The sequence below is a fragment of the Escherichia sp. WS2035 genome (assembly GCF_046487065.1).
Classification (GTDB): domain Bacteria; phylum Pseudomonadota; class Gammaproteobacteria; order Enterobacterales; family Enterobacteriaceae; genus Escherichia; species Escherichia coli.
This window is the reverse complement of the sequence record NZ_JBJQKD010000026.1, coordinates 18,133-29,887: the sequence shown is the minus strand read 5'-3', so window position 1 is coordinate 29,887 and position 11,755 is coordinate 18,133. Positions and strand designations below refer to the sequence as shown.

Below are 11,755 nucleotides of genomic sequence, written 5' to 3'. Positions count from 1 at the left end.
TCCTCTTTCAGAGTCAACCCTGAATTTCAGGATTTTTCTCTTCAACCGAACCGGCTGTTTGTGTGAAGTGATTCACATCCGCCGTGTCGATGGAGGCGCATTATAGGGAGTTCTCCGCAGGCCGCAATAGAAAAATTGCAGAAAAATGACTGACTGCTGCATTCCCCAGCAAAACCCCGCTTTATACCTTTTTACACACAGAGTTATCCACAATCATCAATGTAATTTCTGTATTTTTCCCACGGTAGCCACTGTCAAAATTGTGATCACCATTGAAAGAGAAAAATTCGCGAGCGTTGCGCAAACGTTTTCGTTACAATGCGGGCGAAAAATAAGGATGCCCCGTTAGGGGCGTTAGCTGAGTTTTTCGCGAAAAATTCAGCTAACGCTCTCTGTAATAGTCAAATCCAGGGGATTTACCATGCAACAACGTCGTCCAGTCCGCCGCGCTCTGCTCAGTGTTTCTGACAAAGCCGGTATCGTCGAATTCGCCCAGGCACTTTCCGCACGCGGTGTGGAGCTGCTGTCTACAGGGGGCACTGCCCGTCTGTTAGCAGAAAAATGTCTGCCGGTAACCGAAGTTTCCGATTACACCGGTTTCCCGGAGATGATGGATGGACGCGTGAAGACCCTGCATCCGAAAGTACATGGTGGCATTCTGGGCCGTCGCGGCCAGGACGATGCCATTATGGAAGAACATCAGATCCAGCCTATCGATATGGTGGTTGTTAACCTGTATCCGTTCGCCCAGACCGTCGCTCGTGAAGGCTGCTCGCTGGAAGATGCGGTAGAGAACATCGATATCGGCGGCCCAACGATGGTGCGCTCCGCCGCCAAGAACCATAAAGATGTCGCAATCGTGGTGAAGAGCAGCGACTACGACGCCATTATTAAAGAGATGGATGCCAACGAAGGATCGCTGACGCTTGCAACCCGTTTCGACCTCGCCATCAAAGCCTTCGAACACACTGCCGCCTACGACAGCATGATTGCCAACTACTTCGGCAGCATGGTTCCGGCTTACCACGGTGAAAGCAAAGAAGCCGCCGGTCGCTTCCCACGCACGCTGAACCTGAACTTCATTAAGAAGCAGGATATGCGTTACGGCGAGAACAGCCACCAGCAGGCTGCCTTCTATATAGAAGAGAATGTGAAAGAAGCCTCCGTTGCTACCGCAACCCAGGTTCAGGGTAAAGCTCTCTCTTATAACAACATCGCCGATACCGATGCGGCGCTGGAGTGCGTGAAAGAGTTCGCCGAGCCGGCATGTGTGATTGTGAAGCACGCCAACCCTTGCGGCGTGGCTATCGGCAATTCCATTCTTGATGCTTACGATCGCGCGTACAAAACCGACCCAACCTCCGCATTCGGCGGCATCATTGCCTTTAACCGCGAACTGGATGCTGAAACCGCGCAGGCCATCATTTCTCGTCAGTTCGTCGAAGTGATTATTGCGCCGTCCGCCAGCGAAGAAGCCCTGAAAATCACCGCCGCCAAGCAGAACGTACGCGTTCTGACCTGCGGTCAGTGGGGCGAACGTATTCCGGGTCTTGATTTCAAACGCGTGAACGGCGGTCTACTGGTTCAGGATCGCGATCTGGGGATGGTCGGTGCGGAAGAACTGCGCGTCGTCACCAAACGTCAGCCGACTGAACAGGAACTTCGTGATGCGCTGTTCTGCTGGAAAGTGGCGAAGTTCGTGAAATCCAACGCTATCGTCTATGCCAAAAACAATATGACCATCGGTATTGGCGCAGGCCAGATGAGCCGCGTGTACTCCGCGAAAATCGCCGGTATTAAAGCTGCCGATGAAGGTTTGGAAGTGAAAGGTTCGTCAATGGCTTCTGACGCGTTCTTCCCGTTCCGCGACGGTATTGATGCCGCAGCCGCTGCGGGCGTGACCTGCGTAATCCAGCCTGGCGGTTCTATCCGTGATGACGAAGTAATTGCCGCCGCCGACGAGCACGGTATTGCGATGCTCTTCACCGACATGCGCCACTTCCGCCATTAATGGAGCGACAGATGAAAGTATTAGTGATCGGTAACGGCGGGCGCGAGCACGCGCTGGCCTGGAAAGCGGCTCAGTCGCCGCTGGTTGAAACTGTTTTTGTTGCTCCGGGCAATGCAGGCACTGCGCTGGAACCCGCGCTACAGAACGTCGCTATCGGCGTAACCGATATCCCGGCGCTGCTGGATTTCGCACAAAACGAAAAGGTAGATCTAACCATCGTCGGCCCGGAAGCGCCGCTGGTGAAAGGCGTAGTCGATACCTTCCGCGCCGCCGGGCTGAAAATCTTCGGCCCAACCGCAGGTGCTGCACAACTGGAAGGTTCTAAAGCATTCACCAAAGACTTTCTGGCCCGCCATAACATTCCCACAGCGGAATACCAGAACTTCACCGAGGTAGAACCTGCGCTGGCATATCTGCGTGAGAAAGGCGCGCCAATCGTCATTAAAGCTGACGGTCTGGCAGCCGGGAAAGGCGTTATCGTGGCGATGACGCTGGAAGAAGCTGAAGCAGCTGTTCACGATATGCTGGCGGGCAACGCGTTTGGCGACGCGGGTCATCGTATTGTTATCGAAGAGTTCCTCGACGGTGAAGAAGCGAGCTTTATCGTGATGGTGGACGGCGAGCATGTGCTACCGATGGCCACCAGCCAGGATCACAAACGCGTAGGCGATAAAGATACCGGGCCAAACACCGGCGGAATGGGGGCTTACTCTCCTGCGCCGGTAGTGACCGATGAAGTTCATCAGCGCACCATGGAACGTATCATCTGGCCAACCGTGAAAGGCATGGCGGCGGAAGGCAACACCTACACCGGTTTTCTCTATGCGGGCCTGATGATCGACAAACAGGGTAATCCAAAGGTTATTGAATTTAACTGCCGCTTTGGCGATCCGGAAACCCAGCCGATTATGCTGCGCATGAAGTCCGATCTGGTTGAGCTCTGCCTGGCGGCCTGTGAAGGCAAGCTGGACGAGAAAACGTCCGAGTGGGATGAACGCGCTTCTCTCGGCGTGGTGATGGCTGCGGGTGGATATCCGGGCGATTACCGCACCGGCGATGTGATCCACGGCCTGCCGCTGGAAGAAGTGGCAGACGGCAAAGTGTTCCACGCGGGCACGAAACTGGCGGATGACGAGCAGGTAGTGACCAGCGGCGGGCGCGTACTGTGCGTTACCGCGCTGGGTCATACCGTGGCAGAAGCGCAGAAACGCGCTTATGCCTTAATGACCGATATCCATTGGGACGACTGCTTCTGCCGGAAAGATATCGGCTGGCGCGCTATCGAACGCGAGCAGAACTAACGCGACAGTTTTGCCAATAGCGTTTTGCGCGTGATCCCTAACTGGCGGGCGGCTTCGGTTTTGTTGCCGCCCGTTTTCTCCAGCGCCGCCAGAATCACCTCTTTTTCGACTTCCACCAGCGGCTGAATATCCTGACTTTGTACCAGCGGGATCGGCGTACTGGCAATCGCCAGCGGCAGCTCGCGTTCGGAAATATATTCCCCGGTCAGCAGCACCACCGCCCGTTCCACCGCGTTTTCCAGTTCACGAATATTTCCCGGCCAGTCGTAATGAATCAGCAGATCCATCGCCTGGGGCGTAAAGCCTTTTACCGCCTTGCGATTACGTTCGGCAAAGCGCTGAAGAAAATGGCCAGCCAGCAGAGGAATATCTTCCCGCCGTTGCCGCAGCGATGGTACTTCAATCGCCACCACGTTCAGCCGATAGTAGAGATCCTGGCGAAAACGCCCGGCATTCACCTCTGCGGCAAGATCGCGATGGGTCGCCGCAATCAGCCGGACATCAACCGAGATAGTCTGGTTGCTGCCGACACGTTGCACTTCGCGCTCCTGAATCGCACGCAGCAGACGAACCTGCATCATCGGCGAGATATCGCCAATCTCATCGAGAAACAGCGTGCCGCCGTCCGCCTCAACAAAGCGCCCTTCTCGCCGTTTGTCGGCTCCGGTAAACGCCCCTTTTTCATGACCGAACAATTCAGATTCCAGCAAGGATTCGTTGAGTGCCGCACAGTTGAGCGTTACCAGCGGTTTTTCGCTACGTGCGCTACTGGCGTGAATCGCCCTGGCGACCAGCTCTTTACCGGTACCGGAATCGCCGTGGATCAGCACCGTGGCTTCCGATGGCGCGACGAGGGCGATTTCACTGAGCAGGTGTTGCATCGCCGGGCTTTTACCGACCATACCGAACTGGCTGGCAGACACCGCAGGCGTTTCAGCGTCGATACTGTGCGTATGCGCGAGCGCCTTTTCCAGCGTTGCCTGCAGGTTATCGAAATCCAGCGGCTTGATGAGGTAATCCAGCGCCCCGGTTTTCAGTGCCTCTACCGCCGTCTCGACGCTGGAGTACGCGGTCATAATCAGTACCGGAATCGCCGGATTTAACGCTTTGATCTCTTTTAGCGTGGCGATGCCGTCCATCTCTGCCATTCGCACATCGCAAAGCACAAGATCGAAAACCTGTTCCCGCACCTGCTCCAGCGCCTGTCGCCCGCTGTTCGCCAGCGCGACGTTATAGCCCCAGCCGCGCAGTAAAGCCTGCAAAATAGTGCAGTGGCTAATGTCATCATCCACCACCAGAATATCGATATTATCGTGCGTCATCCTTGTGGGTCCTTACGCGTAATATTGACCGGAAGCCAGAGGGTGAACGTTGCGCCTTTCCCCTCCTGGCTTGCAACCTGAATTGTACCACCGTGTTGTTCAACAATATTATGCACGACCGCCAGCCCCAGTCCGGTGCCTTCGGCTTTGGTGGTGAAGTACGGAGTGAAGATGGCTTCAAGCTGATCCGCCGCAATTCCCTTACCGCTGTCGGTAACGCTGATTTTCACGCCCGCGCCGCTTTCGCTGGCCGTCACGCTAATCACGCCATGCAGACCAATCGCCTGAATAGCGTTGAGATAGAGATTCAACAGGACCTGAGTCAGCCTGTCCGGATCGGCCTGAATTTCCGGTAATGTGTCGTTGGCGGTAAAGCGTAACTGGATCTCCCGGCTGTTTGCATCCTGGCTTACCAGCTGTAATGAGTGGCTAATCAGCGTGTTGAGCTCCACCGCCTGCAAAGCCAGATGCGTTGGCTTAACCAGTTCCAGCAGCTCGCTTACCACGCGGTTTAAACGGTCGGCTTCTTTCGCCATCACCTGCGCCAATTGATGCGCTTCTCCCCCTGCTGGCGCGCGTTCGGCAAAGTATTTCGCCAGCCCTTTAATCGAGGAAAGTGGGTTACGGATTTCGTGGGCAACGCCTGCCGCAAGATGCCCCAGTGCCACCAGCTTCTCTTTGCGCTTCATTTCATCCTGCAACAGCTGGCCCGAGCGCAGATATCGGCGATACCAGAAGAATGACAACACGCTTGCCAGCAAGACCGTCGCCAGGGCGAAGAGGATAATCAGGGTGTTTCTCTGCTCACGATCTTCGGCACTCACAATGTTACTGGCGTCGAAAGCGATAAAAATTGCTTGTGGTGTCGCGGCATACTGCTGCATATGGCGCATCCGGTGCATTCCAGCAGCAAACATCGGTTGAAACTGGCGATAAATTTCCAGAACAGGCTCGCCGTCTGCGCTATCGATCCGCCGCCACGCTTCTTCATCTCCCGGATGTAACTGCTGCATTTCCTGCGGGGAATAAAGCTGTTTTCCCACCATGCCGGAGTTGCTATGCATCACGATTGTTCCTTGTTCATCCGTGACCGCAAACCAACGTACTCCAGGCTGCCCGGCCATTTCTTCCAGTAAGGCCTGCTGCTGCGCATGATGCATGCGCATCCCCATTCCGACGCGCGAGCCGGATTCGAGAGCACGGATAAGTACACTGCCTTTTTCCAGCAGCGTTTGTCTGGCGGCGGCAGTCTCGCGCCCATAATCGCGAATCACTGTCACCGCAAACAGCCCCACCAGCCCAACAATGACCACGGGGAGGATCGCGCTTAACCATTTAGCTAAGGAGTCTTTAGAACGTTGCATAAAACGCATCTTCTTCTTTGCCTGCCCATCCCTTTCTGACAGCAGAAATCATGCCATCTTTTATCAGCGCTTACCCTGCGCTGTAACACAAAGGCTTAAGTTTCAATGAGTAAAAATGACTCGCTACCCACAACAGGCGAGTCATTTTTACTCGTTTATCATGCCAGATTACCCGTCATATCAGCGTTTCGCCGTTGGCACGAAAGATGCAATACCCGAAGTAAGACAACCACTGGAGGATTAACCATGAAACGGAACACGAAAATTGCCCTGGTAATGATGGCGCTTTCAGCAATGGCGATGGGATCGACATCGGCATTTGCTCACGGCGGACACGGTATGTGGCAGCAAAATGCCGCGCCTTTGACCAGCGAACAACAAACAGCGTGGCAGAAAATCCATAATGACTTTTACGCTCAAAGCAGCGCACTGCAACAGCAACTGGTGACAAAGCGTTATGAATACAATGCCCTGTTAGCCGCGAACCCACCGGATAGCAGCAAAATTAACGCGGTCGCCAAAGAGATGGAGAATTTGCGTCAGTCGTTAGATGAGTTACGGGTGAAACGAGATATTGCGATGGCTGAAGCGGGTATTCCGCGCGGTACCGGAATGGGTTACGGCGGCTGCGGTGGTGGCGGTCATATGGGTATGGGCCACTGGTAAATCAGAACGTTTTCTCGTTGGGTTGCCAGCGACAGAAATCAGAGTTTGCCACCAACAGTAATTGCGAACCTTCGGGCGCTTCCAGCCATGCCACGCTGACATCAACAGAAGAACGGCTCTGGCGGCGCTCGATATGCGCTATCGCCTGCGAATCTAAATCAGGTTTAATGGTTTGCCCTTCGCAGGTGGTCACAGTCTGCTCCATCGCATGCCAGCGCCCCTGGCGCAGCACGACTCTCCCCTGGCGTAAGGCATCGCTAATCTCGCGGATCTGCGCGGCACGATAACGGTATAAATCGATCTGATCATTGGAAAGCTGCTGCTTTTGCCCGTCGGATTCACGTTGCATAAAGCTCAAGTCACCGCGATCGTCAAAACGCGCCCGGATGTTTACCGGCGGTTTGCTGTAAACGTTGATATTGATAAGCGTGAGGTTATCGCCCTGCCAGCGATACTCTCGCGTCGTCGTATCGCCACTGCGCCACGGGCTAAACACGGCAAGAAGATGCACATTATCGCCGCTGTCTTTTCGCCAGATGCGTACCGCGCCCTGGTCTTCAGCAAATCCACTGGCGGTAAAGGGAGGAAGTGAAGAGTTGTGACTACAGGCAGTGAGAAACAGCGCACCTGCCAGCATCAATGATCGACGCCAGAAAGACAAAAGGGGTGAAACCACCCCTTCGTTAAAACTGTTCACTGCCACGCAATCTTACTTAACTGCGTCTTTCAGTGCCTTGCCAGAAACAAATGCCGGTACGTTAGCTGCGGCAATTTTGATTTCTTTACCGGTCTGCGGGTTGCGGCCAGTACGCTCAGCGCGGTGGTTCACTTTGAAGGTACCGAAACCAACCAGTTGTACAGCATCGCCTTCTTTCAGAGACTCAGTAATTGCAGCCAGAGTGGACTCCAGAGCAGCTTTAGCCTGGGTTTTGGACAGTTCTGCTTTCTCTGCAATTACATCAATCAGTTGAGTCTTGTTCATAAGTTATCCTTACAATGTGTTTATCGCTTGCTAAGCATCGAGTGCGACGGAAATGCCAGAATAGCACTCTCCTGCATACACGCACCGATAGCCACTTTTTTTCGCCCCCCAAATGTAGACCAGACGGGGGGCGAAAGGGAAGACTCCAGGTACGACAAATCAGGCGTTAAATCACGTTTTCTGGTCTTATTGCTGAAAAATTATACCAATATTGCTCTCACCCGCCTCACGCAGGTCTGCCCTAAGGCCTTTTATCAGCTCGATATCGCGTTCTTCACACTCAGCTAAAAGTCGGAATATTTCCCACTGAATGTCCCATTCTTGCTCTACAGCTGGGTTTTCTTTGAGCTCTTCATCGCTCATTTCGCGACCAGCCTGAGTCATTTCCAGCATCGCAACGGTCGTGATGGAGGTCTTACTCACTTCCACCGCGTGTTCGAGCGTTTCGCCACTTAAACGCGAATGAACCAGTTCACTTAACGCCACGCAAGCATCGATTGCCGGATAAACGCCGTACAGATCGAAATCGTCGGCTGAAGGAATCGCTTCTTCAAATTTCTCCAGTTGGCTGTCGAAATTTACTTTTGCATCTTTGACGGTCAGCGTTTCCCAAATGAGATCGAGAATGCGGCGGTAAATCTGCCCATCGCCGAAGCCGGTTTGCTGACAGAATACGGCGTAATTGGGGTACATGCGTTCGCATAAGCAGGCCATAAAAGTGACATGCTGCCAGCTTGCCAGGCGCTCCAGACGCAGATGAATTGGGTTTTGTAACATGTTGAGTTCTCAAATACGGAAATTATCCGCAGTTTACCTGAATTAGGGCTGATTTGCTGTATAGCGCACGAACGCCGGACGTTCCGAGGCCACCGCGTCCGCCCAGCGCGTTGGCTCCGGCAGACGATAGCCTTTCATGCAGCGTTGTACCCACTCCAGCGCGCTGTCCACGCTGACCCGATGGCCGGTAGCGATAAACAACGGGTTACAGCGCGCTTTGCTGCGCCAGACCCAGGCCAGCTGCTCGCCTTTATCCATCAGAGGGGCCAGCGCGCCCGGTTCGCTGGAGAGCGGTTCGAATTTACCGCAGAGCCGTTTTTTCGCCACGCCAATGGTCGGCACATCCACCAATAAGCCAAAATGGCTGGCTACGCCAAGACGGCGAGGATGCGAGATCCCATGACCATCGACAAACACTAAATCCGGCTTTTGCGACAGCATCTCCCACGCTGCCAGCAGCGCAGGATATTCGCGGAACGAGAGAAAACCTGGAATGTAAGGCATGGTGGTGGCGATGCGGGCCACTTTATACTCCACCAGCTCAAGCGAGGGGTATTTCAGCAGCACCATCGCCGCTCGCGTCACTTCTCCGCCCTGCTCAAATCCGACATCGGCTCCGGCGATCAGATCCGGCGGATCTTTATCGAGTCGATCCTCGCGGATCACAGAAGAAGCCAGTTCAATTTGTTGAGCGCGTAATGACGCGAGATCCATAATCGCTCCTTAGCGGTGATACTGTTCAGACAAGCGATGCACTGCCTCCACAAACACGCCAGCATGTTCTGGCGGCACATCCTGATGAATGCCGTGACCAAGGTTAAAGACATGGCCTTCGCCGTGACCGAAACCGGCAAGTATAGACGCCACTTCTTCTTCAATGCGGGCAGGCGGCGCATACAGCATCGACGGGTCCATATTACCCTGCAGCGCGACTTTATTGCCCACGCGACGGCGCGCATCGGCGATGTCCGTTGTCCAGTCGAGGCCCAGCGCATCGCAACCGGTTTCTGCCATCGCTTCCAGCCACTGTCCGCCACCTTTGGTAAACAGCGTGACCGGTACGCGGCGACCGTCGTTTTCACGCAGTAAACCATCAACAATTTTATGCATGTAATAGAGCGAGAACTGTTGATAATCGCGCCCGGTAAGCACGCCGCCCCAGGTGTCGAAAATCATCACTGCCTGAGCACCGGCTTTAATCTGCGCATTCAGATACAAAGTGACGCTTTTCGCCAGTTTATCGAGTAGCGCGTGCAGCGCCTGTGGATCGGCATACATCATTTTTTTGATCACGGTGAACGCTTTGCTGCTGCCGCCTTCCACCATGTAGGTCGCCAGCGTCCACGGGCTGCCGGAAAAACCAATCAGCGGCACTTCGCCTTTCAGTTCGCGACGAATGGTACGCACCGCGTTCATCACGTAACCCAGCTCATCTTCCGGGTCCGGAATTGGCAGTTTATCGACATCGGCTTTGCAGGTGACTGGCGAGGTAAAACGCGGACCTTCTCCGGCTTCAAAATAGAGCCCTAAACCCATCGCGTCTGGCACGGTGAGGATATCGGAAAAGAGGATCGCCGCATCCAGCGGATAGCGACGCAGCGGTTGCAAAGTCACTTCGCACGCCAGCTCGGCATTTTTGCACAGCGACATAAAATCGCCCGCCTGGGCGCGCGTGGCTTTATATTCCGGTAGATAGCGACCCGCCTGGCGCATCATCCATACTGGAGTGACATCAACGGGCTGGCGCAGCAGCGCCCGCAGATAACGATCGTTTTTAAGTTCGGTCATTTTGGCTGTTCCTTAGTGCGTCAGGCGGTCAGTGTATCATCACTCATACTCTGCCCGACACATCGCCACCGTATCTTCTATCAGACGGCGCGCTACGGTGCCGGGCGGCGGGAGTAACGGCAAATCGTCATAGCGATACCAGTTCGCCTCAAGCAATTCTTTCGGGTCGATCACGATCTCGCCGCTGTCATATTCCGCCATAAACGCGGTCATTAACGACTGAGGAAACGGCCACGGTTGGGAGGTCACGTAACGCAAGTTTTTAACTTTAATTCCGCTCTCTTCCATCACTTCCCGCGCGACTGCCTGCTCGAGGGTTTCACCCACTTCGACGAATCCGGCAAGTACTGTATGGACACCGTTACGATGGCGGGTATGCTGGGCGAGGAGGATCGAATCATCGCGACGGATGGCAACAATAATGCAGGGGGCGATTTGCGGGTAGTAACGCTCACGGCAATGGCTGCACAGCATCGCCCATTCGGTTTTGCTTGGATACATTTCATGCCCGCAGTAACCACAGTATTTATGCGATCGGTAAAACTCCGCCAGTTGCACGCCACGTCCGGCCAGTTGAAACAGCCCAACATCGAGATCAATGACCTGACGTACCGACCCCATATCGTGACGCCGCTGCTGTTGTACTAACCAAACAGGTTCCCCCTGCCATTCGCCGATTTGTAGTGCGCGCTGACCCACAAGATCGAAATTTGCCGCTTCGCCATATGGCAATTCTCCCTTCGGCAACCATAATTTTTGTTCATGGCTGACGACCCACCAGCCGTGATCTAATTTTTCAATTATACGATCCATAGCTCTTGCACTACCTTTGCATCACTGGCATGTTTAACATGGTTTTTACATTTCTCACAGAGCAGTTTTTGAATACAAACTTGCGGAGTCAATCATGCTTAACCAGCTCGATAACCTGACGGAGCGCGTCAGAGGAAGTAACAAACTGGTTGATCGCTGGCTACATGTACGTAAGCATCTGCTCGTGGCTTACTACAATCTGGTTGGCATTAAGCCTGGCAAAGAATCGTACATGAGGCTAAACGAAAAAGCCCTTGATGATTTTTGTCAGAGCCTGGTCGATTACTTGTCTGCCGGACATTTCAGTATTTATGAGCGCATTCTTCATAAGCTGGAAGGCAACGGGCAACTCGCGCGCGCCGCGAAGATTTGGCCGCAACTCGAAGCCAATACTCAACAGATTATGGATGACTACGATTCCAGCCTGGAAACCGCCATCGATCATGATAATTACCTTGAGTTTCAACAGGTTTTATCTGACATCGGCGAGGCACTGGAAGCGCGCTTTGTGCTGGAAGATAAGCTGATTCTACTGGTGCTTGACGCCGCCCGCGTCAAATATCCTGCTTGAGTTCTGCGCTGTTAACGCGTAATTTACATTCAACGCCCCGTTTGTGGGGCTAATTTCTTGTCGGAGTGCCTTAACTGGCTGAGACCGTTTATTCGGGATCCGCGGAACCTGATCAGGCTAATACCTGCGAAGGGAACAAGAGTTAATCTGCTATCGCATC

General features: G+C 54.0%; 12 protein-coding genes and 1 riboswitch. Of the genes, 4 read left to right on the top strand and 8 right to left on the bottom strand.

Annotation, left to right across the window (positions count from 1 at the left end; all coding sequences use genetic code 11):
* Window positions 1-421 precede the first annotated feature (421 nt).
* Both purH and purD read left to right on the top strand, forming a co-directional pair.
* Window positions 422-2,011 (top strand): bifunctional phosphoribosylaminoimidazolecarboxamide formyltransferase/IMP cyclohydrolase, encoded by a 1,590-nt coding sequence (purH, locus tag ACJHX4_RS25640; RefSeq protein ID WP_001187526.1) that lies wholly within the window; start codon window positions 422-424, stop codon window positions 2,009-2,011.
* Window positions 2,012-2,022: 11 nt separating this feature from the next.
* Window positions 2,023-3,312, top strand: a complete 1,290-nt coding sequence (purD, locus tag ACJHX4_RS25635; protein WP_000866835.1) for a phosphoribosylamine--glycine ligase — start codon at window positions 2,023-2,025, stop codon at window positions 3,310-3,312.
* On the opposite strand, the gene zraR is transcribed toward purD, so the two are convergent.
* On the bottom strand, window positions 3,309-4,634 hold the full coding sequence (gene zraR, locus ACJHX4_RS25630) for a sigma-54-dependent response regulator transcription factor ZraR (protein WP_000148498.1): 1,326 nt from the start codon (window positions 4,632-4,634) through the stop codon (window positions 3,309-3,311). The two genes, purD and zraR, sit on opposite strands and share 4 nt — an antisense overlap.
* Window positions 4,631-6,007 (bottom strand): two-component system sensor histidine kinase ZraS, encoded by a 1,377-nt coding sequence (gene zraS / locus ACJHX4_RS25625; protein ID WP_001211906.1) that lies wholly within the window; start codon window positions 6,005-6,007, stop codon window positions 4,631-4,633. Before zraS ends, zraR begins: the two co-directional genes overlap by 4 nt.
* Window positions 6,008-6,244: 237 nt before the next feature.
* Between zraS and zraP the strand changes: the two genes are divergently transcribed.
* Window positions 6,245-6,664 carry a zinc resistance sensor/chaperone ZraP gene (gene zraP, locus ACJHX4_RS25620; RefSeq protein ID WP_001296714.1) on the top strand — a complete coding sequence of 140 codons (420 nt, stop codon included), beginning with the start codon at window positions 6,245-6,247 and terminating at the stop codon, window positions 6,662-6,664.
* Window position 6,665: 1 nt separating this feature from the next.
* Here zraP and ACJHX4_RS25615 read toward each other — a convergent pair whose 3' ends face one another.
* The 6 genes from ACJHX4_RS25615 to nudC all read right to left on the bottom strand — a co-directional run bounded on the left by ACJHX4_RS25615 (window position 6,666) and on the right by nudC (window position 11,024).
* Complete coding sequence (locus tag ACJHX4_RS25615) at window positions 6,666-7,361, bottom strand: DUF1481 domain-containing protein (RefSeq protein WP_012896886.1); 696 nt, start codon at window positions 7,359-7,361, stop codon at window positions 6,666-6,668.
* A gap of 12 nt (window positions 7,362-7,373) precedes the next feature.
* Window positions 7,374-7,646 (bottom strand): nucleoid-associated protein HU-alpha, encoded by a 273-nt coding sequence (hupA, locus tag ACJHX4_RS25610; protein WP_001044513.1) that lies wholly within the window; start codon window positions 7,644-7,646, stop codon window positions 7,374-7,376.
* 186 nt (window positions 7,647-7,832) lie between these two features.
* Entirely contained in the window at window positions 7,833-8,423 is a 591-nt protein-coding gene (locus ACJHX4_RS25605) for a YjaG family protein (protein WP_000940085.1), read from the bottom strand.
* Window positions 8,424-8,465: 42 nt separating this feature from the next.
* Complete coding sequence (gene nfi / locus ACJHX4_RS25600) at window positions 8,466-9,137, bottom strand: deoxyribonuclease V (RefSeq protein ID WP_000362389.1); 672 nt, start codon at window positions 9,135-9,137, stop codon at window positions 8,466-8,468.
* 9 nt (window positions 9,138-9,146) lie between these two features.
* Complete coding sequence (gene hemE / locus ACJHX4_RS25595) at window positions 9,147-10,211, bottom strand: uroporphyrinogen decarboxylase (RefSeq protein ID WP_000137653.1); 1,065 nt, start codon at window positions 10,209-10,211, stop codon at window positions 9,147-9,149.
* Window positions 10,212-10,250: 39 nt separating this feature from the next.
* Window positions 10,251-11,024: an NAD(+) diphosphatase gene (gene nudC, locus ACJHX4_RS25590; RefSeq protein ID WP_000373941.1), complete on the bottom strand. Its 774-nt coding sequence runs from the start codon at window positions 11,022-11,024 to the stop codon at window positions 10,251-10,253.
* Window positions 11,025-11,118: 94 nt separating this feature from the next.
* Between nudC and rsd the strand changes: the two genes are divergently transcribed.
* A complete protein-coding gene (rsd, locus tag ACJHX4_RS25585; protein ID WP_000934300.1) occupies window positions 11,119-11,595 on the top strand; it encodes a sigma D regulator in 477 nt (158 codons plus the stop codon).
* A gap of 51 nt (window positions 11,596-11,646) precedes the next feature.
* Window positions 11,647-11,747: riboswitch (TPP riboswitch) on the top strand.
* Window positions 11,748-11,755: the final 8 nt, after the last annotated feature.

Coding starts and splice junctions, on each gene's coding strand:
- purH (WP_001187526.1), top strand. CDS start 422: ATGCAACAACGTCGTCCAGTCCGCCGCGCTCTGCTCAGTGTTTCTGAC.
- purD (WP_000866835.1), top strand. CDS start 2,023: ATGAAAGTATTAGTGATCGGTAACGGCGGGCGCGAGCACGCGCTGGCC.
- zraR (WP_000148498.1), bottom strand. CDS start 4,634: ATGACGCACGATAATATCGATATTCTGGTGGTGGATGATGACATTAGC.
- zraS (WP_001211906.1), bottom strand. CDS start 6,007: ATGCGTTTTATGCAACGTTCTAAAGACTCCTTAGCTAAATGGTTAAGC.
- zraP (WP_001296714.1), top strand. CDS start 6,245: ATGAAACGGAACACGAAAATTGCCCTGGTAATGATGGCGCTTTCAGCA.
- hupA (WP_001044513.1), bottom strand. CDS start 7,646: ATGAACAAGACTCAACTGATTGATGTAATTGCAGAGAAAGCAGAACTG.
- ACJHX4_RS25605 (WP_000940085.1), bottom strand. CDS start 8,423: ATGTTACAAAACCCAATTCATCTGCGTCTGGAGCGCCTGGCAAGCTGG.
- nfi (WP_000362389.1), bottom strand. CDS start 9,137: ATGGATCTCGCGTCATTACGCGCTCAACAAATTGAACTGGCTTCTTCT.
- hemE (WP_000137653.1), bottom strand. CDS start 10,211: ATGACCGAACTTAAAAACGATCGTTATCTGCGGGCGCTGCTGCGCCAG.
- nudC (WP_000373941.1), bottom strand. CDS start 11,024: ATGGATCGTATAATTGAAAAATTAGATCACGGCTGGTGGGTCGTCAGC.
- rsd (WP_000934300.1), top strand. CDS start 11,119: ATGCTTAACCAGCTCGATAACCTGACGGAGCGCGTCAGAGGAAGTAAC.